Below are 23,295 nucleotides of genomic sequence, written 5' to 3'. Positions count from 1 at the left end.
ATGGGGTGGCAGAACCCCCCGATGCCGTGGAGCCAGTTGGAGCGCACCCTCTCGGCCCGGCCGCACTCGACGCCCCCGCCCGACGGTCCGGTCAGCCGCAAGCGGAGGCGCTACCGCCCCAGGGAGGTGCGTCCGCCCGAGGGCCCGGTGACGCCGTACGCCGAGCTGCACTGCCACAGCAACTTCAGCTTCCTGGACGGTGCCAGTGGGCCCGACCGGCTGGTCGAGGAGGCGGTCCGGCTCGGCCTCGACGCGTTGGCGCTGACCGACCACGACGGGTTCGCCGGCGCCCCGCTCTTCGCCGAGACCGCCCGTCACCACCGTGGGCAGGGCTCCCGGCTGCGCACGATCTACGGCGCCGAGCTGTCGCTGGGGCTGACCCGGCCGCAGAACGGCGTACCCGATCCGGAGGGTGACCATCTGCTCGCGCTGGGCATCGGTGTCGAGGGCTACCACCGGCTGGCCGCGGCTCTCACCGACGCCCACCTGCGCGGCGACGAGAAGGGCCGTCCGGCGTACGACCTCGAGGAGCTGGGATCGCGAGGCCGCGGGCACTGGCTGGTGCTGACCGGCTGTCGCAAGGGCGCCGTACGCCGGGCGCTGGCGACCGAGGGCCGGGAGGCCGCCGCCCTCGAGCTCGACCGGCTGACCGCGCTGTTCGGCCACGACCACGTGGTGGTCGAGCTGATCGACCACGGGCTGCCCACCGACTCCGACGCCAACGCCGCGCTGGCCGGGCTGGCCGCGGACCACGGGCTGCCGGTGGTCGCGACCAACAACGTGCACTACGCGACCCCGGCCGACCACCGACTGGCCGGCGCGATGGCCGCCGTCCGCGCGCGCCGGTCGCTCGCGGAGATGGACGGTTGGCTGCCGGCCTGGGGCGCCGCCTGCGTCCGGTCCGGGGAGGAGATGGCGCGGCGGTTCGCGGCGTACCCCGGTGCGGTGGCCCGCACGGTCGCCCTGGCCGACCAGCTCGCCTTCGACCTGCAGAAGGCACAGCCCCGACTTCCCAAGCTGGGCATCCCGGAGGGTCACACCCCGGCGACCTGGCTGCGGGTGCTGGTCGAGGAGGGGTTCACGACGTACTACGCCGACCAGCCGCACGCGGCCGAGGCGCGCGCGAGGATCGAGCGGGAGCTGGAGATCATCGAGGAGAAGGACTTCGCCGGCTACTTCGTGATCGTGCACGACATCGTCGCGTTCGCGCGCGGCCGGGGAATCCTCTGCCAGGGCAGGGGATCGGCGGCCAGCTCGGCGGTCTGCTACGCCCTGGGCATCACCGCGATCGACTCGGTTGCCTACCGGCTGCCGTTCGAGCGGTTCATCTCCGCGCACCGCGACGACGAGCCGGACATCGACGTGGACTTCGACGCCGACCGTCGCGAGGAGGTGATCCAGTGGGTCTACGACCGCTACGGCAGGCACAACGCCGCGCAGGTCGCCAACGTGATCAGCTACCGGCCGAAGATGGCGGTGCGCGACGCCGCCAAGGCACTCGGCCACTCACCGGGACAGCAGGACGCCTGGTCGAAGCAGGTGGACAGCTGGAGCCGGGCGGTCGGTGTCGACGGTGCCGGGATCCCGGAGCCGGTGGTGGCGCTGGCCGACCAGCTGCTCCGGGCGCCGCGGCACCTGGGCATCCACTCCGGCGGGATGGTGCTCACCGAGCGACCGATCGGCGAGGTCTGCCCGATCGAGCGGGCCCGGATGGATCGGCGCACCGTGCTGCAGTGGGACAAGGACGCCTGTGCGTCCATGGGCCTGGTCAAGTTCGACCTGCTCGGCCTGGGCATGCTCGGCGCGCTCGACCACATGATCAACCTGGCCGGCGAGCACCTCGGTGAACGCTGGACCCTGCAGTCGCTGCCCAAGGAGGAGCCGGCGGTCTACGACATGCTCTGCCGGGCCGACTCGGTCGGGGTGTTCCAGGTGGAGAGCCGCGCCCAGATCGGCACCCTGCCGCGGTTGCGGCCGCGCTGCTTCTACGACCTGGCGATCGAGATCGCGCTGATCCGACCCGGTCCGATCCAGGGTGGCGCCGTACACCCCTACATCCGGCGGGCGATGGGTCGCGAACCGGTCAGCTACGCCCACCCCGACCTCGAGCCGGTGCTCCGCCGCACTCTCGGCGTACCCCTGTTCCAGGAGCAGCTGATGCAGATGGCGATCGCGATCGGTGACTGCACCCCCGACGACGCCGACCTGCTCCGTCGGGCGATGGGCTCCAAGCGCGGCATCGAGCGGATCGAGGCGATCGAGGGGAAGCTGTACGCCGGGATGGCGCAACGCGGTCTGGTCGGTGAGGTCGCGGACCGGATCTACGCGCAGATCCAGTCGTTCGCGAACTTCGGCTTCGCCGAGAGCCATGCGCTGTCCTTCGCGCTGCTCGTCTACGCCAGCTCGTGGTTCAAGCTGCACTACCCGGTGGCGTTCCTGGCCGGGCTGCTGCGCGCCCAGCCGATGGGGTTCTACTCCCCGCAGTCACTGGTCGGCGACGCCCGGCGGCACGGCGTCGACGTGCTGCGGCCCGACGTGCTCCGCTCGGACGCGAGCGCGGGGCTGGAGCCGACCGGCCAGACCGGGCCGACCGGCCCGACCGGGCTGGCCGCGTGCGTGGCCGGGCACTTCGCGCCGACGCCGTACGACGAGTCCGCGCCGGACCCGACCCCCACCCACCGCAGGGACGGCGGCTATGCCTGTCGGCTCGGGCTGGACTCCGTGCGGGGGATGGGCAAGGACGCCGCCGCGCGGGTCGTGGCCGCGCGGGAGGAACGGCCCTTCACCGACATGGTCGACCTGTCGCGTCGGGCCGGTCTCACCCCGACGCAGCTCGAGGCGCTGGCGACCGCCGGTGCATGCGCGTCCTTCGGGCACTCCCGCCGGGAGGCGCTGTGGCATGCCGGGTTCACCGAGCGGGCCGACCAGCTCGAGGGCGCAGCCCCGGTCGCTGCGGCGCCGTACCTCCCCGGCATGGACGAAGTCGAGGAGACCCTCGCCGACCTGTGGGCGACCGGCGTCTCACCCGACGACCACCCGCTCACCCACCTGCGCGGCCTGCTGGGCGCCGGCGGAGTCCGCTCGGTGGCGGAGCTGGTCGCGGTGGACTCGCGGCGCCGAGTCCACGTCGCTGGGCTGGTCACCCACCGGCAGCGCCCCGGCACCGCCGGCGGGGTCACCTTCCTCAATCTCGAGGACGAGACCGGGATGCTCAACGTGGTCTGCTCCGCGGGGGTGTGGCAGCGGCACCGACGGGTGGCCCGCAACGTCTCGGCGCTGGTGGTGCGCGGGATCCTCGAGCGATCCGACGGCGTCACCAACCTGGTCGCCGACCGGATCACCCCGATCGAGCAGCTCTTCCCTGCCGCCGCCCCCGTCCTCCGTGGCCGGCACCGCTCCCGCGACTTCCAGTGACCCCTCTCGGCCGAGAGGGAGACGGTCAGTTCACCAGGGGGGAGAGGTAGCGCTTGGCGAAGTCGCGCACGGCGTGCGCGTCGGTCAGGTCGAGGTGGCCGGCGGGGTCGAGGAGGTACGTCGTGGCGATGCGGAGCAGCAGCTCGGCGGCCATCCGCAGCTCGTCATCGGGCATGGTGGCCCCGGAGCGGCGCAGGGTGTGCGCGACCCGGTCGCTCTGGGCGAGCAGCATGTGGCCGCGGTCGGGCATCCCGGAGATCACCTCGGGCTCGGTCTGGGCGAGTCGACCCAGCACCGGGATGTCGCGCATGATGGCCAACCCCCGGGCGAAGCACTCGATCACCGCCTCCTGTGGCGGCAGGTCGGCGGCCATCCGGTCGAGCTCGTCGAAGAAGGCGTCGAGCTCGGCGGTGACCACCGCAGCCAACAGCTCCTCCTTGTTCGGATAGCGCCGGTAGAGGGTGCTCCGGCTGATCCCGGCCGCGGCGGCGACGTCGTCCATGTTGGCGCGGCGGGCGCCGTACTGCTCGAAGACGCCGCGCGCCGCGTCGAGCACCGGGTCAGGCATCGGATCAGGCATCGAGGCGCTCCAACCGCACCGGCAGACCGTCGCGGGCCACCGGCAGGGCGACGAGGTCGATCGGCATCTCATAGCCGTCGGGGACCGACCACCGGTAGTGGGTGAGCAACTCGTGGAAGACGGCGCGCACCTGGACGCCGGCGAAGTACATCCCGATGCACTTGTGCACCCCCGCCCCGAACGGCACGAACGCAGTCCGGTGCACCTTGTCCTCGGCCCGGTCGGGGGCGAACCGCTCCGGATCGAAGCGGGTCGGGTCCCGCCACACCTCGGCCAGGTAGTGGTTCTGGTACGGCGAGTTGGTGACGATCGCGCCGGCCGGGATCCGATAGCCGTCGATCGTGGTCTCCCGGGTCGCCATCCGCGGGATCGACGGCACCGGCGCGCACAGCCGCAGCGACTCCTTCATCACCAGGTCGAGCGCGGTGAGCCCCAGCGCGTCGTCGTACGACGGGTCCGGGAGCGCCAGACACTCCTCGCGGCACCGCTGTTGCCACTCCTGTGAGCGGGCCAGCTGGTAGGCCATCGAGGTCATCGTCGTGGTGGTGGTGTCGTGCGCGGCCATCAGCAGGAAGATCATGTGGTTCACCACGTCCGCGTCGGTGAACTCGTTGCCCTCATCATCGCGGGCGTGGCACAACTGGGCGAAGAGGTCGTCACCGCCGTGGCGGCGCTTGTCCGGCAGCGCCGCGAAGAAGAACTCCTCGAGCGTGCGGCGGGCCGCCAGCCCCTGCGACCACGGCCCGATGCCGCCCGGCAACGGCCGGCGCACGATCGAGGTCCCCGCCCGCACGGCCGCGATGAACGCCTTGTTGATCCGGGCGCGCTCGGCATCGGTGAGGTCGACGCCGACGAACACCTCGAGTGCGAGGTCGAGGGTCAGGTCCTTGAGCATCCGCTGGAGTCTCGGCTGCGACACGTTGCCCCAGCCGGCGAGGCGGCGGGCGATGTGCGGGCGCTCGATGGCGTGGTACCGGCGCAGCGCGTCCGCGCCGAACGCCTGCTGCATGATCCGTCGGTGGTGCAGGTGCTCCTCGAAGTCGAGCAGCATCAGGCCGCGCGGGAAGAACGGTCCGATGAAGTGCGACCAGGCCGGACCGCTGGCGAAGACCTTGTCCCGGTTGACGAAGACCTGCTCGAACGCGTCCGGTCCGCTGACGACGTACATCTCGGTGCCGAAGACGTGCATCCGGTAGACGTCGCCGTAGTTCTCGCGCAGCCAGGTGGAATGGGCGACCGGCTCGCGTCGCAGTCGGAGCAGGTGGACCAGTCCCAGCGCCGGGCCGGTGACCTCGCGGGCCGGGGCAGGGATCGCGACGTCGGCCATGGGGTGTCCTCCAGCGGCGGCGAGATGATGACACAAATCCATTTCAATGTATCATGCGGGCATGACGACGGTCACCGTTGATGCCGAGGTCGCGCCCCCTGCCGGAGGCCTCCCGCTCGGGCCGGAGTCGCTGACCTGGCAGCTCTTCGGTGACCTGCGGCTGCCGCTGATCGGTCCGCGCGCGGCGGTGCTGCAGAACATGCTGCCCGCGCTCGGGCAGGGGGTCGAGGAGCACTCGGTCTGGTTCGCCGACACCGCGGCCAGGCTGGCGCGCAGCATCCCGCCGATCATGGGCACGCTGTATGGCGACGACGGCACCGGAGCCGCCACGGGTCACCGGGTCCGCGACTTCCACACCGCGATCAAGGGCAGGCTGCCGGACGGTACGCCGTACAGCGCGCTCAACCCGTACACCTACTACTGGGCGCACGCCTGCTTCGTCGAGAGCATGGTGGTGGCGACCGAGACCTTCATCCGGCCGCTGAGCCGGGACGAGAAGGATCAGATCATCGGCGAGCACGTGACCTGGTACCACCGCTACGGCGTGAGCGAGCCACGTGACCTGCCGCGCTGTGCCGGTCGGATCCCGCGCACCTGGGCGGAGTTCGAGGCCTACTTCGACGCCATGCTCGACGAGCAGCTGGTGCGGCACCGGACCGCGGCGTACGGCATGGGCTACACCACCAAGGGCTGGCCGCGGCCCCGGCGGGTGCGCCCATGGGTGTGGGCCGTCGTCCGAGGACCGATCAACGCGATGAGCTCGTCGCTGTCGATCGGCGGGATGCCTCCCCGCGGCCGGGAGATCCTCGGTCTTCCCTGGGACGCGGATCGCGAGCGTCGCTACCGACGCGTGGCTGCGGTCGCCCGACGGATGCAGCCGGCGGTACGCCGACTGCCGGCCCGGCTGCGGATGCATCCGATCGCCGCACGCGCGTTCGCCCGGGAGGCGGCGCGATGACCGCGATCGCCTCCGGGGTGGACGTCCCGCCGCGGGTCGACGCTCGCTACGTCGACTCCCTGCTGCGATGGGTGCGGTCGTCGGGGGGCGCGACGGCCCGCGCCACGGCGCCGTTCACCGGCTGCCCGCTGCCCGACGTGCCGCAGTCGACCGCCGTCGACGTCGCCGAGGCCGCCGTCCGCGCCCGGGTCGCCCAGACCGAGTGGGCCGCGCGTCCCGTCAGCGACCGGGTCCGCACGATGGTGCGCTTCGCCCAGCTGGTGCTCCACGGCAAGGACCGACTGCTCGACGTGGTGCAGTGGGAGACCGGCAAGTCGCGGGTGCACGCGGCCATCGAGCTGCTCGGCCTTCCAGCGGTCACCGCGCAGTACGCCGGCACAGCGGACGAGCTGCTCGCCGACAGGCGCGTCCGGTCCGGGACACCGGGACTGGTGCGCACGGTCGTCGGTCACCGGCCCAAGGGCCTGGTCGGGGTGATCGCGCCGTGGAACTACCCGCTCTTCCTGGCGGTCGGGGACGTCGTCCCGGCACTGCTGGCCGGCAACGCGGTGATCAGCAAGGCGGACTCCCAGGCACCGTTGTCACTGCTGGCCGCTCGGGCGCTTGCCGACGAAGCCGGTCTGCCGCACGACCTGTGGCAGGTGGTCGCCGGCCCCGGGCCGGTGATCGGCCCCGCGCTGATCGACGAGGTCGACCACCTGGCGTTCACCGGGTCGACCGCGACGGGTCGTCGACTCGCGGCCGCGTGCGGCGAGCGGCTGGTGTCCACCTCGATGGAGCTGGGCGGCAAGAACCCGATGATCGTGCGCGCCGATGCCGACCTGGCCGCTGCCGTCACCGGGGCGGTGCAGGCGTGCTTCTCCAACGCCGGTCAGATCTGCATCGGGATCGAACGGATCTACGTCCACGAGGCGCGCTTCGACGAGTTCGTCGCAGCCTTCGCGCGGGCGACAGACGCGGTCCGTGTCGGCGCCGCCTACGACTACACCTACGAGATGGGATCGCTGACCTCTGCGGCCCAGCTCGCCACCACCCGCGCACACGTCGACGACGCGATCGCCAAGGGGGCCCACGTGGTCGCCGGCGGACACGCCCGTCCCGACCTCGGTCCGCTCTTCCACGAGCCCACCGTCCTCGTCGACGTCGATCCCTCGATGACGGTGCACGAGGAGGAGACCTTCGGGCCGGTCGTGGCGGTCCACCCGGTGGTCGACGACGAGGATGCACTCACCCGCGCCAACGACAGCGAGTACGGCCTGTCTGCGAGCATCTGGTCGACCGACCTGCCCGCCGCGCGCCGACTCGCGGCGCGCATCCAGGCCGGCTCGGTCAACATCAACGACGGGTACGTCTCGGCGATCGCCTCGGTCGCGGCGCCGATGGGCGGCATGAAGTCGAGCGGGGTCGGGCGCCGCCACGGACCCGACGGCCTGCTCCGCTACACCGAGGCGCAGACGATCGCTGCGCAGCGCCGGGCCACGCCGTACCCTGCGAAGCCGAAGGCCTTCCTCGCCGCCGGCGCTGCAGGCCTGAGCGCGCGGCTGGCCGCCGTACGCTTCCGCAACCGAAGGAGTCGCTCGTGAAGCCACTGTCGGGCAAGGTCATCGCGGTCACCGGAGGCGCCCGCGGCATCGGCGCGGCGACCGCGACGGCACTCACCGCCGCGGGAGCGTCCGTCGTCGTGGGCGACCTCGACCTCGAGCTGGCCGGTCGCCGTGCCCAGGAGTACGGCGGGCTCGCCCTGCGCCTGGACGTGTCCTCCCAGGAGTCCTTCGCCGGCTTCCTGGACTCCGTCGTCAGTGAGTACGGCGGCCTCGACGGGCTGGTCAACAATGCGGGCTTCATGGTGATCGGCCGGATGCACGACGTACCCCTCGAGCGGCAGCTCGCTCAGGTCGACGTCAACCTGCGCGGCGTCGTGTACGGCTGCTACGAGGCGTCCGCCCGGATGGGGCGCGGCGGCACGATCGTCAACATCGCCTCGCTGGCCGGACGGATCCCGACGCCCGGCACGGCCGTCTACTCCGCGACCAAGGCGGCGGTGCTGGCGTTCAGCGAGTCCCTGGACGGCGAGCTCGCCGAGCAGGGGATCCGGGTGACCGCGGTGCTGCCGACATTCACCAACACTGAGCTGATCGCAGGGACCACCCCGGGCACGATGATGAAGCCGGTCGAGCCGGAGGACGTCGCTGCAGCGGTGGTGGAGATGTTCGTCGCCCCGAAGGCGCTTCGGGTGGTGCCGCGCGCGCTGACGTTCAGTGCCGCGAACTGGACGATGACGCCCGCACGGGCCAAGCCGTGGCTGCGCGCGAAGTTCGGGCTCGACAAGGTGTTCACCGAGCCGGACCTGGCGGCGCGTGCCAACTACGACAAGCGCACCGGCGGCTGAGCCGGCACAGGCTCAGTCCGCCTGCTCCTCGCCCTCCGGCACCGGGTCAGGGTCAGCGAGCAGGTAGTGGGTCAGCAGCCCGTCGTGGGTGTGGTCGCGCGGCCGGACCGGTTCGGGCACCATCCGGCCCTCGGTCGTGTCCCAGAAGTGGTCGACCGTGGTCAGGACGCGACGTGCCACCCTGCCGGTGAGCCCGACGTGCGGGGCGTAGGGGTGTGGACGGGTCGGCGCATGCAGCTCGGCGTGGTAGAGCCGTCCGGCGAGCTCGTCCGCGTGGTCGTCGTCGAGCCGGGCGAGCAGGTCGTCGACGAGCCGGCGCTCCAGCTCCAAGGTGCGCTCGAGCTCGTCGCGCGCGTCGGTCCACAGCTCGCCCCAGGTGATCTGGGCGACGTGGGCCTCGCCGTACAGCCGGGCCTTGAGCTTGGCCATGGCCAGCTCGAGGTGCCGCGACTGCTGCACGAGCTCCTTCGCGCGCTCGGCACCGTCATCGAGCTGCTTGCGTGCGGCCGGGACGATCGCGGCGCTCACCGCGGCCAGGTGCCGCGAGGTGCTGGACAGGAAGTCGTCGGTGGCGGGGTACTCGCCGCGGGAGTGTTGGGCCACCGAGTGTCCGGCGATCGCCTTGCGCAGCCGGCGTCGCAGGACGTCGTGGGTGGCGTCGGTGGAGATGTCGAGCGTCGCGTGCATGTCAGCCTCCCGGGTGGCAGAGCCCCGTACCTCGAGTGTGCGCCCGCCGCCGACTCGGTTCAAGACCGGCGGTGGCCTCGCCGGACGGTCGTCGACCGGCGCGCAGGCGCAGCGCGCTGGTGGCAGACTCCACCGTCATGGAGATCCTGAGCCCCCGTGACGTGCCGCTGGGTGGGCCGCGGGCGATGACGGTGCGGCGCACCCTGCCGCAGCGCCAGCGCAGCCTCATCGGGGCGTGGTGCTTCGTGGACCACTACGGGCCCGACGACCTCGCCGAGGCGGAGCCGATGGTGCTCCCGCCGCACCCCCACACCGGGCTGAGCACGGTCAGCTGGCTCTTCGCCGGGACGATCGAGCACCGTGACTCCGCCGGGCACCGGGCCACGGTCAGTCCCGGCGCCCTGAACCTGATGACGGCCGGCCGCGGGATCAGCCACTCGGAGTACTCCACGCCCGACGCTGCGGTGCTGCACGGCTGCCAGCTCTGGATCGCGCTGCCCGAGCACAGTCGCGACACCGAGCCCGACTTCGAGCACCATCGGCCCGAGCCGGTCCGGGGCGAGGGGTGGACGGCCCGGGTGTTCATCGGCGCGCTGCTCGGCTGTACCTCCCCGGTGCGCGTGCACAGTCCGCTCGTCGGCGCCGAGCTCGCCCTCGAGGACGGTGCGCGCCTGTCCCTGCCGGTGGATCCGGCACACGAGCACGGCTTCCTCGTGGACCGCGGCCGCTTGCTGGTCGACGGCGGGCCGGTCGCCGCGAACGAGCTCGGGTACGTCGGCACGGGCAGCTCGGCCCTCGCGCTCGAGGCCGTCGGCGCCACCCGGCTGATGGTGATCGGCGGGGAGCCGCTCGGCGAGGAGATCGTCATGTGGTGGAACTTCATCGGACGCGACCACGACGACATCGCCGGCTACCGCGCGGACTGGCAGCGGCTGCTCGACGGCGGCTCGTCGGAGCGCTTCACGCTCCCGGTCGACGATCCGCTCCCGCCGTTGCCCGCACCGGCACTCCCGAACGCGCGACTGCGGCCTCGGAGCTGACGATGGCGATCCGGGTGCCGAGCGCGGCCGTCGTCGGCGAGGACGGGCTGGCCCGCTGCCCCTGGGCGGCGGCGCCGGGACCGATGCGGGACTACCACGACCAGGAGTGGGGCCGTCCGGTGCGTGGCGAGAGCGCGCTCTTCGAGCGGCTCACCCTGGAGGCCTTCCAATCCGGTCTCTCCTGGTCCACGATCCTGGCCAAGCGACCCGCGTTCCGCGAGGTGTTCGCCGGCTTCGACGTCGACGTGGTCTCGACGTACGACGACAGCGATGCGGCCCGTCTGATGGCCGACCCTCGCATCGTGCGCAACCGGGCCAAGATCGCGGCGACGCTGGTCAACGCTCGGGCCGCCGTGGCGCTGCGCGAGGAGGGCGGCCTCGAGGCATTCGTCTCCGGCTACGCGCCCAAGGTCCAGCCGCAGCCGGTGACGACGGCTGACCTGCCCACGCTCAGCGCCGGGTCGACGGCGCTGTCCCGCGACCTGAAGAAGCGTGGGTTCACCTTCGTCGGCCCCACCACGATGCACGCGCTGATGGAGGCCACCGGCCTGATCGACACCCACCTCCTGGGCTGTCACCGGCGGGCGAGCGGCTGAGGCGCTGTCGACCGCACGTGCGGCGCCCCCCCACGCGATCACTGGCCGGTCAGCGAGCTCAGGTCCACCTGTTGCTTGGCCGTCGGAGCGATGGGCGCGCTGACCTTCGCGTAGCTGAAGTCGGCGGCGCCGCTGCCCGACTTCCCGGTTCCGGCGACGCGCACCGGCAGCGCCGTGCTCGCGTTCAGATACAGCGTGCCGGCCTTGAGCCGGAGCGGGATGCAGTCGGTGCCGGCGATTGTGGTCACCGACCCCTTGGCGGCGGGGATCTTCGGGTCGAGCACCTGCTTGGCGATGAAGTCGCGGCTGGCCAGCTGCAGCACCTGGCCGAAGTTCGCGTTGTCGGGGTTGGCCAGGATCCACCGTCCCGCGATCACCCTGAGGATCGCCGCGGCATCCTTGCCCATCTGCGCCCGCCAGAACGCGGCGTTGGGCTTGAACCAGGTCTTGCCACCGACGCTCTCGATCCGCAGCTGGGCACCGTTGCCCAGGGTGATCTCGCCGTACGAGTCGCCGTCGACGTAGTGCAGGTCGAGGCCGGTGCCGGCCAGGCCGTTGCTCGATGCGATGCGTCCGCTCAGCGAGATGTACTTCTTCTTGGCCACCGCGGCCGAGGCCTTGTGGAACAGCGCCGGCACCGAGAGCTTCGTCAGGTCGGGCTTCGAGGAGCCGCAGCCGGCGAGCAGCACGGCGAGGAGCGCCCCGAGCACGACCAGGCACAGGGCGGTGACGGTCCGCTGAGGCTTCTTCATCGGGGCTCCCGGGTCATCACTGGCGAGGTCTGGCCGCATTGTGTCAGGCGCGTCGGCCGGGCGCGCGCGGCCGATAGGTTGACCCGCATGTCACGCAGCCCCGACCTGGCCCGGACCCGCCTGCACGCCTTCGGCGACGATGCCCTCGGCGACCATGACGCGGTCGGCCTGGTCGCGGAGCTGCGCAGCGGCCGGGTGTCGCCCTCGGAACTGGTGGAGGCAGCGATCGCCCGAGCCGAGCGGGTCGCCGGACCTCTCGGTGCGATCGCCTGTCCCGACTTCGACCGGGCCCGGCAGCGCGCCCGCCTGCTCGACGCGTCCGCCGGTGCGGCGACCGGGTACTTCGCGGGCCTGCCCACCTTCGTCAAGGACAACAGTGACGTCGCCGGCCTGCCGACCCAGCACGGCACCACAGCCTTCCGCGCCACGCCCGCCGCCGCGGACGGCGACTTCGCGGCCACGTTCTTCCGACTCGGCCCGGTCAACCTCGGCAAGTCCCAGCTCTCGGAGTTCGGCATCTCGGCCAGCGCGGAGTCGCCGGGGCGGACCGTGCGGAACCCGTGGAGTCCCGAGCATTCCTCCGGGGCGAGCTCGGCCGGATCTGCCGCGCTGGTCGCCTCCGGGGTGGTGCCCCTGGCGCACGCGAACGACGGCGGTGGGTCGATCCGGATCCCGGCCGCGGCCACCGGCCTGGTCGGGCTCAAGCCGAGCCGTGGCCGGGTCCCGCAGGATGCGATGACCCGCCAGATGCCGGTCCGGGTGGTGGCCGACGGAGTGGTGACACGTTCGGTCCGCGACACCGCGGCCTACCTCCGTGAGACCGAGCGGCTCTTCCGCAACCTCCGGCTGCCTCCGGTCGGGGACGTCGTCGGGCCGGGCCGCAAGCGGCGCCGGATCGCGCTCGTGGTGGACTCCGTCTTCACCCGGAGCGACGCCGAGACCGCCGAGGCGGTCCGATCCGCGGCAGCGTTGCTGGAGTCGATGGGCCATCACGTCGAGGAGATCGACGTACCGGTCCCGGACTACTTCGTCGGCGACTTCAAGGTCTACTACGGATTGCTGTTCCTCGTCCTCAACGCCACCGGACGGCACACCTTCGGTCCGTCGTTCGACTGGCGCCGGACCGAGCCGCTGACGCGGGGCTTCTGTGCCTACGTCCTGCGACACCTGCCCCGGGTGCCTCTCGCGATCGCCCGTCTGCGTGCCTCGACGATCAGCTCGCGTCGCCTCTACCGGCAGTACGACGCGGTGCTGACCCCGACGCTGAGCCACGTCACGCCCCGGATCGGCTACCTCGACCCGACGCTGCCGTACGACGTCGTGATGGATCGTCTCCTGGGCTGGGTCGGGTTCACGCCGATGCAGAACGCCACCGGTGACCCGGCCATCTCGCTCCCGTTCGCGACCAGCGCCGAGGGCACTCCGATCGGGATCCAGCTGGCGGCCGGGATGGGGCGTGAGCGCCGGCTGCTCCAGCTGGCCTATGAGGTCGAGCAGGCGCGACCGTTCGCGCGGATCCAGGACGCGGTCAGCGCCTGATCTCGGTCACCAGCAGCTGCTGGGCCGACCGGCCGACGAGATCGGCAGTGCTGTCGTCGTGGATCGTCGCGGTGGCGAGCCGGAGGTTGCCGGAGATCTCGGTGACCGCGTCGAGGCAGATCCAGTCGGTGCGTGGCGGCCGGACCAGGTGCACGGTCAGCTCGGTGTTCAGGAACGCCCACTCGGCCGGGTCGAGTCGTGCCGATGCCCCGGAGGCGGAGTCGGCGCAGCACAGCAGTCGCTGCCACGGGCTCATCTCCTCGCCGGGCAGCAGCGGGAGCCGCGGACGCATCCACACCACCGCGGGCCCGGGCTCGCCGATCGACCCGGTGATCCAGCGCCACTCGATCGCGTCGAGATAGCCCCGTGACCAGGACGCCGGTGGCTCGATCTCCCGGCCTGGTCGGGACCGTGGGTGAGGCCCGGAAGCCGGTGGGGGAGTGGCTCGGCGCGGGGGAGGGCCCACGCCCGGCCGATCGCCACCGGACGACCGGCCACGTCGTCGTACAGGACCGCCTCGCGCAGCGAGACCGATCGCCCCGGGCGCAGCACGCGCGCCTCGACGGACACCGGGCCGACCGGGACGGGGCCGAGGAGGTCCATGCTGAACCGGCCCAGGACGCGGTCCAGCTGGGGCTCCAGCCGCTCCAGCGCGCGCCCCAGAAGAGCGGCCGGCGGACCGCCGTGCTGGGCCTTCCTGCTCCACGGTCCGGCCGTCGCGGAGGTCGACTCGAAGTGCTCCCGGGCGCCCTCGCCGCCCTCGCGCGGGAGGTAGAACCCTGCCGGCAGTTCCGATTTCATGTATCCCCTCGCGGCTGTGTATCCTTCACGTCGGCCCGTGGGACTCCCGTGGGCCGCGCCCCTTTAGCTCAGTCGGCAGAGCGTCTCCATGGTAAGGAGAAGGTCTACGGTTCGATTCCGTAAAGGGGCTCTGGGAATGACGCCACGCCCGGCGATGTTCCTGTGGCGGGGTAGCTCAGGTGGTTAGAGCACACGGCTCATAATCGTGGTGTCGCGGGTTCGAGTCCCGCCCCCGCTACGCAGCAACGACCGCCAGACGGACCCCGAAACCCAGGGTCCACCTCGGGCCAGCACCGGCCCGGCAGCAAGCAGGAAGAAGGCAGCACCGTGGCCAGCAAGAGCTCCGACGTCCGCCCCAAGATCACCTTGGCGTGCGTTGACTGCAAGGAACGCAACTACATCACCAAGAAGAACCGCCGCAACGACCCGGACCGCATGGAGCTGAAGAAGTTCTGCCCGCGTTGCCGCAAGCACACCGAGCACCGCGAGACCCGCTGAGTCCTCGCACCGAGCACGGCGGTCGTCCCCAGGGGCGGCCGCCGTGCTTTTGCGCGCGCCACCGGGGTGCGACCAGTTCCGGCATTTCGGAGACAGGTAGGGCTGGTATGAACTAGCGTCCGAATCCGTCGGGAGCGCCGCGGCGGGGACGGCGGGTGCATGGGTCGCGAGACGCCCTCGGGAAAGCGAACTGAACATGCGCTCGTGGCGCTTGATGTTGGTGGCTGTCGTCTCGGTCCTCTCGGTCGGCATCGTTCTGATGCCCACTGCTGCCCATGCCGACCCGCCACCGGCCGAGATCGGCTCCCTGCTCGCGCTGCCCGACCAGGGCACGCCCACGACCTCGACCGATCCCGACTCCCTCGCTGCCGAGCAGTCGGCCGACCCGGGCGCGCAGATCTCGCTCATCGACCCACCGGTTCCCAACGAGCAGGGGGCCGCACGGCTCGCCTACCCGATCCAGGTCCCCCCGGGGCGCAATGACAGCCAGCCCAACCTCTCGATCACCTACGACTCGAGCGGTGCCGACGGGTGGCTGGGCGTCGGCTGGGACCTCTCGACGCAGGCAATCGCGGTCGACACCCGCTGGGGCGTTCCGCGCTATGACAGGAGCGGCGAGAGCGAGAGCTACGACTTCGACGGCAATGAGCTGACGCCGCTCGCGCACCGCCACGTTCTGCTGCCCCGCACGGCGGAGCGGACCTTCCACGAGCGGGTCGAAGGCGACTTCTACACGATCACTCGTCATGGCGACAGTCCGACGAACTACTGGTGGGAGGTGGTCGACCAGGACGCGACGCACTTCTACTTCGGTGCTCAGCTCAGGTACGTCGGCGGCAAGCTGACCGCGAGCCTGGACCGTTCGCAGGTGCTGGAGTCTCCGAACGGGATCTACAAGTGGCCGCTGACCGTGGTCGAGGACTTCGACGGCAACGTCACCAACTACCAGTACACCTCGATCAACGATCCGGTGACAGCCGAGAGCAGCACCACCGGTTCCCAGCTGTACCTCACCCGGATCGACTACGACCTCCACGACACGGGCGATGCGATCGAGCCGGGCGCGTACTCGGTCGAGCTCGCACTCACCCGCTACGTGTCCGGGACGACGCCGCGACCCGACGTGCTCACCGATGCCCGTGGTGGCGCGCTCGAGGTCACCGGCCGCCTGCTGCACAGCATCACGGTGAACTACCAAGGGACCATGGTCCGTCGCTACCGGCTGGACTACGAACAGGGCGAGTTCGCCAAGACCTTGTTGAGCTCGATCACCGAGGACGACTCGCAGGGACATGTCTTCAACAGGCACGAGTTCCACTACTACGACAACGTCAAGGGCGACGACCACAGCTACAACGGGTTCGCGCGCGGCTCGACCTGGGACACCGGCTCCGACCACGTCGCGAACTCCGCCATCACCGGGCTCGAGGACCCCAGCGCCCTGAGCGGTGGCTTCTCGAACAGCTACGACGGCCACATCTACCTGGGCTTCAACCCGCTCGAGCCCGAGAAGGACGGCTCGGTGGGGGTGAACCTCGACTACAACCACGTCGACTCCACCGACACGCTCGCGATGGAGGACATCAACGGTGACGGCCTTCCCGACAAGGTCTTCGAGACCGGCGACGAGATCAAGTACCGGATCAACCAGTCCGGGCCCGACGGCGGCACGGTGTTCGGCGACGCGAAGCCGCTGGCGACCCTCGACACGCTGGGCCAGCAGTCCTCCAACGCAGTGACGGTGGGGCCGGAGGCACACATCGGCGTGTCCCTGCTCTACAACCACTCCTGGACCTTCACCGACAGCAGCGTCTACTTCATCGACGTCAACAACGACGGGCTCCCCGACCTGGTCCACGACGGCCACGTCCTCTTCGACCACCTGGTCGACGGCGTGCCGACGTTCACGTCGGACAGCAGCACGACGCGGGTTCCGATCCGCAGCAGCCAGGTCGACGCCGGCGCGCTGATGCCCGAGCTGAAGTCCATCTACCAGCACGAGTTGGCCGCCTCGCCATTGGTCGACGCGGTGCGCCGCTGGGTCGCGCCGTACGCCGGGACGATCGCGATCGCAGGCCGGGCCGCGATGGAGCAGGCCCCGCCGTCCTCCTACGACACCGCGGACGGCGTGACCGTCGCGATCCAGCACAACGGTGCCACCGTCTGGTCCCACCACCTGGCGCCGGACGACACCACCGGCATGACGCCTCCCGACTCAGCGGTCGGCGACATCCACGTCGACGCCGGTGACCGGATCTACTTCCGCACCGAGTCCGGTTACGACGGCAAGTACGACGCGGTGGCGTGGGATCCCACGATCACCTATGTCGGCCGGTCGCTCTCGACTGCCGATGCCAACGGACTGCCGGTCTACAGCTTCGACGCCGGGAGGGACTTCACCGTCGCGGGTCGCCAGGACATGCAGGTCACCATGCCCTTCACCGGCACGGTCGCGTTCGCAGGCGACCTGCACAAGCGGCCCACCAGCGACGACGTCACCCTGGAGCTGCTGGACACCGGCACGGGGGACAACCCGCTGACGACTCCCACCGTGCTGTTCAGCAAGACGCTGCTGGCGTCCCAGTCCGGCTCGATAGCGCTGCCCACCGCCGTGCACGTGGATGAGGGCGAACGGCTCGAGCTGCACGTAGCGGTGGCCTCGCGCATCGACCTGTCCAGACTGCAGTGGGAGCCCAGCCTCTACTACACCTCGGGAGTCACCAAGGACGGGGGCCCGCTCGCGGTCAAGGACACCGAGGGTCACTACCAGGTGCAGCTCAATCCGCCGTACAGCATCGACGTCTACCCGCGCTCGACCATCGCCTCGCCCGACACCGGTGAGTCCCTTGACCCGGAGAAGAAGCAACCGGTCACCCCGAAGACCCCTGCCACGATGAATGCGGACGCGGCCGTGGTGAAATCGCCTGCGCAGCCGACGCCCCTTGCCGGCCATCCATCCGGCGACATCGTCTTCACGGTCAAGACGGCGAACCGGCTGCTGGGCAAGGAGACCATGACGGTCGAGAAGGGTCTGGTCACCGGTTGTCGCGTCGAGGACGTTCTCGACGCGAGCACCCGGCCCTGCATCCACAAGGCCGCGACCGGGTGGGAGCCGATCTCGTTCGATCTTGGCAAGGATGACACGGTCTTCTACGACTTCTCGGTCGCCGATCCCCGGCTCTCTGACGACATCACGCAGGGCATGGCTGGTAGCCACGAGGTGCCCGTGCATGGCACCTACGATGCGGGCGACTCGGACCAGGACCGGATCACCGGCAAGGGGCTCTTCGCCCAGCCCTACCGCGGTTGGGCGAGCGCGACCTACAACGGCGGCGACACCAGTGCCGACGCACCCATGGACGAGACGCGCCTGGTGGTGGACACCAGCGACTACCCCAACGAGAACGACTACTACCACCCCGACCTCGGCAGCCCCGGTCAGAACAAGGACAACACGAACGACCATCCCTACCCGACCCAGAACTACAACCCCGACCAGGGCTTCGTCGGAGTCGGCAAGAGTGACCCCACCCAGGCGAAGGCCTGGCCGCTCGCGCCGAGCCCGGCGCACCTGGACACCCTGGAGGACCCGCCGGCGCAGGTGCCCGACCAGTGGCTCGGCAACAAGGACGAGACCTGGGTGCGTGCGGGAACGATGGAGAGCTCGCGGCTGGGGCAGGACTACGTCAGCGTGCCCTCGGCCGCCGACTTCGCCGGTGCCAGCGCGGTCACCCAGGTCAGCGAGGACCAGCAGGACGCGATCGCAGCCGATCTCGCGGGATTGGGCGGGTCGTTCTCATGGGGCTCCAGTGACGGCCTCATCGACGAGCTGGACCTCAACGGCGACGGCTTCCCCGACGTGGTGGGCAACGGCTCGATCCAGTACACCGACTCCACGGGGGCGCTCGACCCCTCGGGCACCACACCGCATGGGCTGACCGGGGACTCGGTCCGGCAGGGCCACTCGACCGCGTGGTCGTTCGGCCTGTCGGGCACCGCCGCAAAGTTCAGCTCCGACGCGAAGGGCAACACCAACGCGCCGCAACAGGCACAGCCGAGCTCCGGGAATGCCCGCAAGCCGGCCTCGAGCGGATCAGGGGCGGCCGAGGCGGAACCGGAGGGTGCGGGCAGGAGCAATGCACTCGCGTCCCGACCGGCGAGCTCGGGTGGCGCAGTGGGCTCGAGCGATGCCGCGGGCGAGGAGTCCGCCGCCGCGGCGCCGGGTGAGGGCTCGGCCGTGAGTCGGCGCGGCGCGGGCACCAGTGGCGCTGAGCCGGACGGGGATCCGCCGGAGGAGGAGTCCGACGGCGGCTCCAAGCTCAGCCTCGGCGTCAGCGGCAGCTATGGCCAGGGCAGCACCAACCACAGCGACGACGCGACCGGGGACCTGGTCAACACTGACTTGGTCGACGTCAACGGCGATGGCCTGCCCGACCGCGTCTCGACCGACAAGGGCGGCACGATGAAGGTGGCGTTCAACCTCGGTTACAGCTTCGCGGACCCGGTGAAGTGGAGCGACGACGCCGTGACCCAGAAGGGCTCCAGCGCCTCGGCCAGTGGCGGAGCGTCGGTGGGATTCAACGACGGCGACTTCGGCGTCAGCGGTGGGGTCAACGGCGGACTCGAGGCGGACCAGGACGACGGAGTGCTGGTCGACGTCAACGGTGATGGGCTCGCCGACTACGTCACCGACCGTGGTGGAGAGATGTACGTCGCCGTCAACACCGGCGACGGGTTCGCCTCGTCGGTCGTCTGGCACGGTGCGATGACGTCGAGCCCTGTCGACGGCGTGGATTCCCAGGTGTCCACGAGCACGAGCGCGCACATCGGCGGCGGCGGCTACTTCACGATCGGAATCCCGACCTGTGTCATCCCGCCCGACTTCGAGCCGGCCTGCTACATCATCATCAACCCCGGGTTCGACTACAGCCGGTCGATGTCGCGCCAGGAGCTGCAGATCCGCGACATCAACGGTGACGGCTACCCCGACGACCTGTCCAGCACCGCCGACGACTCCGTCGATGTCGCCTTGAACAACACCGGGACGACGAACCTCCTTCGCACGGTCGACCGCCCGCTCGGTGGATCGTTCACGATCGACTACCAGCGCAAGGGCAACACCACCTCGGCGCCCGCGTCGATCTGGGCGATGAGCAAGGTCACCGTGCACGACAACACGCCGAAGCCGAGCGCCGGCACCCAGGTCACGACGTACTCGTATCGCGACAACGTCTACGACCCGGAGGAGCGCGAGACCTACGGGTTCGGCACCGTGACGACGGACCAGGTCGACCCCCAGACGGGCAAGACCTACCGCCGGATCGTCGACACCTACGCCAACGACGACTACTACGACCACGGACTGCTGACGAGCGAGACGGTGGAGGACGGGGCGGGGGCCGACCAGATCCGCACCGAGAACGACTACACCCTGCACGATGTCGACACCGGGAACGACGTGCCCCAGGCGCAGGCGCAGAGCCTCGGGCTGGACACCATCTTCCCCGAGCTGTCCCGGACAACGCAGCAGTACTACTGGGGCCAGGACACGCCCGGCAAGACGACCTCGGCGAGCTACCGGTACGACGCGCACGGCAACCCGACGAGGATCGCCGACAGCGGCGACGGTCCGCAGAACGCGGTGACCGTCGACGTGACCTACACCGACTGTCCGGACACCAACGTCTTCGACGTCCCGACCGACATCACGGTGACCGACTCCGATGGTGCGGTGCTGCGTCGGCAGAGGGCCTCGGTGCCGTGTGATCTGGGCGCGCCGGAGTCGATCTCCCAGTACCTCGCGGACGGTTCCACCGCCGACACCGAGATCACCTACGACGACTACTACAACGTCAAGTCGATCACCTATCCGGCCGACGCCAACCATCAGTCCTACGAGGTCGACTACGCATACGACGACGCCACGCACACCTACGTCTCGGGGACCACCGACAGCTTCGGCTACGCCTCCTCGGCGACCTACGACCCCCGGTTCGGTGCGATCGCGTCGACCACCGATGCGAACGACAACACCACCCACTACGAGTACGACGATCAGGGCCGGCTCGCGTCCGTCTGGGGCCCGGACCAGCACGTCGGCGGGACGCCCACGATCTCCTTCGAGTACCACCCCTGTGGCTATCCCTGTGCGTCGCTGCCGTGGGCGGAGGCGCATGCGGTCGACCCGCTGCACGGGGGGTCCCTGGACACCGTCACCCTCGTCGACGGGCTCGACCGGACGGTGCAGACCAAGCACGACGCCACGGTCGCCACCGGCCCGCAGTCCGCGCCCGACCAGGTGATGGTGGTCTCGGGCCGCACCGTTCTGGACTTCCTCGGCCGAACGATTGCGCAGTACTACCCGACCACCGAGCCGCTCGGCGCCCCGGGCAGGTTCGACCCGACGATGGACTCCGAGCCCCCCGCGCAGAACACCTTCGACGTGCTGGACCGGCTGACCCGGCACGTCACCCCGAGCGGAACCGTGACCAGCTGGGTCTACGACTTCGGCGCGGACCACCGCGGCCAGACCGAGTTCCGCACCACCGCGACCGACCCGTTGCACCACAAGACGGTCACCTACAGCGACGTCCGACAGCAGGTCACCGGTGTCGCCCGGATGGACGGGACCACTCCGGTGTGGACCGACTACCGGTACGACCCGCTCAACCAGCTCGTCTCGGTCACCGACGACCAGGGCAACACCACGAAGCTGACCTGGGACGACCTCGGCCGCCAGACGTCGGTCGACAGCCCCGACTCCGGCTTGACCACGATGACCTACGACCTGGCCTCGCACCTCGTCGCCGAGCAGACCGCCGACGAACGGGCAGCGAAGAAGTCCCCGTCGACCCGGTTCGACTACGACTACACGCACCTGGCCAAGATCAGCTACCCCGACGACCCGGGCAACGACGTCACCTACACCTACGGTGGGCCCGGCGCGGCGCACAACGGAGCCGGTCGGGTCGTCAAGGTGGTCGACCAGGCCGGTGAGCAGGAGTACCAGTACGGACGGCTCGGCCTGGTCACCAACGAGGCCGACACGGTCAACGCGATCCACGCCCAGCCACAGGCCACCTACGCGACTGCCTTCGAGCACGACACCTGGGGAAGGCTGCACACCCTCACCTACCCCGACGGGGAGAAGCTGACCTACGACTACGGGTTCGGCGGCCTGGTCGACGCGGTGGCAGGCGCGGACGGCAACCAGACGGAGCAGTACGTCTCCGGGATCCAGTACGACAAGTTCGGTCACCAGGTGCGTCAATCCGACGGCAACCAGACGACCACCGGCTATGAGTACGGCCCTACGAACCAGCTGCTCACGCGTATCACGGCATCCGGGACCGACGGCACCTTCCAGGACCAGAGCTACACCTACGACAAGGTCGGCAACGTCGTCGGCGAGAAGAACTCCGTGCCGGTGCCGCCGGCGTCGCAGTACGGCGGCCCGAGCTCGCAGAGCTTCACCTACGACGACCTCTACCGGCTGACCGGCGCGACCGGGACCTACCACTACGCACCGGACGACACCCGCACGTACGCGCTTTCGCTGACCTACGACTCCTTGGGCGACATTCTCACCAACCACCAGACCGACACGATCACCGAGCCGGGCGGCTCCAGCCAGCTTCAGGCGGCGACCAGCCACGACTGGGCCTACGGCTACGACGGCACCCAGCCGAACGCGGTGGACCAGGTCGCCGGCGGCGGCACCCTCTCGGGCCAGAGCAACGGCAAGGGCAGTGGTCACTCCCCGTCGAGCGGCACGCACTACAGCTATGACCCCAACGGCAACCAGGTCGGCTGGACCAACGATGCCAGCCACGAGCGCCGTACCCTCGCCTGGGACGACGCGGGCCGGCTGCAGAGCGTCACCACGAACGGGCAGGCCACGCGTTACCGCTACGACGACCAGGGCAACCAGGTGGTCAGCTACGGTCCGGGGGGCGTGACCACGACGGTCAACCCCTACTACACCGTCGTCAACGGTTCGAGGATCGTGAAGACCGTGCTGGTCGGCTCGCAGAGAGTGGCCCAGCGCGACGTCGACCCCGACCTGCCGGGCGGTAGTGCGCTGTACTACTACCACGGCGACCTCAACGGGAGCACCGCATACGTCACCGACTCCCAGGGCAGACTGTTCGAGCACCTGGAGTACTTCGCGACCGGGGCGCCGTGGGTCGACGAGGTCAGCGATCCACACGTGATCGCCCACCTCTACACCTCGCACCCTTACAGCAGCGTCACCCAGCTGTCGTATTACGGCGCGCGGTACTACGACCCGACGTTGGACCAGTTCATCTCACCGGACCCCGCCATGCAGCCGTCACCGGCGGCGGCGATCGACGACCCGATGGCCCTCCAGCCCTACAGCTACGTCGACAACAACCCGGTCGGCCACGTCGATCCCGACGGGCGGGAGTTCACCAGCGCGCAACAGGAGTTCCTGCATCGGGCGTTCTCCACCCCCGAGGGGCGGCAGGCGTTCGTCGCCATGACCAACCACATCGCCCGGTCGATGCTTCTGCAGCAACCGGTGGTGCGACGGTTCGCGAACGCGCTCAGCCGAAAGTCCCTGCTCGCGGCCTACAAGAAGCTCGCGGCTCCGGAGGTGCCGCCGTTGGTCGATGTCAGCCTCAAGAAGGGGAACCTGAAGGTGAAGGTCGCGGGGGTGAAGGTGCTGCGCAAGAAGCGGCGGTAGCGTTCGG

14 protein-coding genes, 2 tRNA genes and 1 pseudogene are annotated in these 23,295 nt (G+C 70.3%); 11 read left to right on the top strand and 6 right to left on the bottom strand.

Features of this window, described 5'->3' with window-relative positions; all coding sequences use genetic code 11:
- Complete coding sequence (locus Q9R13_RS10670; RefSeq protein ID WP_310961162.1) at positions 1-3,414, top strand: error-prone DNA polymerase; 3,414 nt, start codon at positions 1-3, stop codon at positions 3,412-3,414.
- Between the two features lie 25 nt (positions 3,415-3,439).
- Here the strand turns inward: Q9R13_RS10670 and Q9R13_RS10665 are convergent, their stop codons facing one another.
- Both Q9R13_RS10665 and Q9R13_RS10660 read right to left on the bottom strand, forming a co-directional pair.
- Complete coding sequence (locus Q9R13_RS10665; protein WP_310961161.1) at positions 3,440-3,994, bottom strand: TetR/AcrR family transcriptional regulator; 555 nt, start codon at positions 3,992-3,994, stop codon at positions 3,440-3,442.
- Complete coding sequence (locus Q9R13_RS10660) at positions 3,987-5,321, bottom strand: cytochrome P450 (RefSeq protein ID WP_310961160.1); 1,335 nt, start codon at positions 5,319-5,321, stop codon at positions 3,987-3,989. Before Q9R13_RS10660 ends, Q9R13_RS10665 begins: the two co-directional genes overlap by 8 nt.
- A 61-nt stretch (positions 5,322-5,382) precedes the next feature.
- Between Q9R13_RS10660 and Q9R13_RS10655 the strand changes: the two genes are divergently transcribed.
- The 3 genes from Q9R13_RS10655 to Q9R13_RS10645 are packed head-to-tail and all read left to right on the top strand — an operon-like array spanning position 5,383 to position 8,668.
- The gene (locus Q9R13_RS10655) at positions 5,383-6,279 is read left to right on the top strand and encodes an oxygenase MpaB family protein (protein ID WP_310961159.1); all 897 of its coding nucleotides are present in this window, start codon (positions 5,383-5,385) and stop codon (positions 6,277-6,279) included.
- Entirely contained in the window at positions 6,276-7,862 is a 1,587-nt protein-coding gene (locus Q9R13_RS10650; protein WP_310961158.1) for a succinic semialdehyde dehydrogenase, read from the top strand. Before Q9R13_RS10655 ends, Q9R13_RS10650 begins: the two co-directional genes overlap by 4 nt.
- Positions 7,859-8,668, top strand: a complete 810-nt coding sequence (locus Q9R13_RS10645) for an SDR family NAD(P)-dependent oxidoreductase (RefSeq protein ID WP_310961156.1) — start codon at positions 7,859-7,861, stop codon at positions 8,666-8,668. The genes Q9R13_RS10650 and Q9R13_RS10645 overlap by 4 nt, the downstream gene beginning before the upstream one ends.
- A gap of 12 nt (positions 8,669-8,680) precedes the next feature.
- Here the strand turns inward: Q9R13_RS10645 and Q9R13_RS10640 are convergent, their stop codons facing one another.
- Entirely contained in the window at positions 8,681-9,355 is a 675-nt protein-coding gene (locus tag Q9R13_RS10640; RefSeq protein ID WP_310961155.1) for a hypothetical protein, read from the bottom strand.
- Between the two features lie 137 nt (positions 9,356-9,492).
- Here Q9R13_RS10640 and Q9R13_RS10635 point away from each other — a divergent pair, with 137 nt between their 5' ends.
- Together Q9R13_RS10635 and Q9R13_RS10630 are read left to right on the top strand one after the other, a co-directional pair.
- A complete protein-coding gene (locus tag Q9R13_RS10635; RefSeq protein ID WP_310961154.1) occupies positions 9,493-10,395 on the top strand; it encodes a pirin family protein in 903 nt (300 codons plus the stop codon).
- Positions 10,396-10,397: 2 nt separating this feature from the next.
- On the top strand, positions 10,398-10,991 hold the full coding sequence (locus Q9R13_RS10630) for a DNA-3-methyladenine glycosylase I (protein ID WP_310961153.1): 594 nt from the start codon (positions 10,398-10,400) through the stop codon (positions 10,989-10,991).
- 38 nt (positions 10,992-11,029) lie between these two features.
- Here Q9R13_RS10630 and Q9R13_RS10625 read toward each other — a convergent pair whose 3' ends face one another.
- Positions 11,030-11,743, bottom strand: a complete 714-nt coding sequence (locus Q9R13_RS10625; protein ID WP_310961152.1) for a hypothetical protein — start codon at positions 11,741-11,743, stop codon at positions 11,030-11,032.
- An 87-nt stretch (positions 11,744-11,830) separates the two neighbouring features.
- On the opposite strand from Q9R13_RS10625, the gene Q9R13_RS10620 reads away from it, so the two are divergent.
- Positions 11,831-13,282, top strand: a complete 1,452-nt coding sequence (locus Q9R13_RS10620; RefSeq protein ID WP_310961150.1) for an amidase — start codon at positions 11,831-11,833, stop codon at positions 13,280-13,282.
- On the opposite strand, the gene Q9R13_RS20275 is transcribed toward Q9R13_RS10620, so the two are convergent.
- Positions 13,272-13,748 carry a hypothetical protein gene (locus Q9R13_RS20275; protein ID WP_458295147.1) on the bottom strand — a complete coding sequence of 159 codons (477 nt, stop codon included), beginning with the start codon at positions 13,746-13,748 and terminating at the stop codon, positions 13,272-13,274. The two genes, Q9R13_RS10620 and Q9R13_RS20275, sit on opposite strands and share 11 nt — an antisense overlap.
- An 8-nt stretch (positions 13,749-13,756) precedes the next feature.
- A pseudogene (locus Q9R13_RS20355) lies at positions 13,757-14,083 on the bottom strand (acyl-CoA thioesterase domain-containing protein); the annotation flags it as partial.
- Positions 14,084-14,140: 57 nt separating this feature from the next.
- Here Q9R13_RS20355 and Q9R13_RS10610 point away from each other — a divergent pair.
- From Q9R13_RS10610 to Q9R13_RS10595, 4 genes are all read left to right on the top strand, one after another.
- A tRNA-Thr gene (locus Q9R13_RS10610) sits at positions 14,141-14,213 on the top strand.
- Between the two features lie 34 nt (positions 14,214-14,247).
- Positions 14,248-14,321 (top strand) — tRNA-Met (locus tag Q9R13_RS10605).
- 89 nt (positions 14,322-14,410) lie between these two features.
- Positions 14,411-14,581, top strand: a complete 171-nt coding sequence (gene rpmG / locus Q9R13_RS10600; protein ID WP_114775720.1) for a 50S ribosomal protein L33 — start codon at positions 14,411-14,413, stop codon at positions 14,579-14,581.
- Between the two features lie 259 nt (positions 14,582-14,840).
- Entirely contained in the window at positions 14,841-23,288 is an 8,448-nt protein-coding gene (locus Q9R13_RS10595; RefSeq protein WP_310961148.1) for a SpvB/TcaC N-terminal domain-containing protein, read from the top strand.
- Positions 23,289-23,295: the final 7 nt, after the last annotated feature.

The sequence above is a fragment of the Nocardioides marmorisolisilvae genome (assembly GCF_031656915.1).
Lineage (GTDB): Bacteria > Actinomycetota > Actinomycetes > Propionibacteriales > Nocardioidaceae > Marmoricola > Marmoricola terrisoli.
This window is presented reverse-complemented; position numbering and strand designations above follow the sequence as displayed.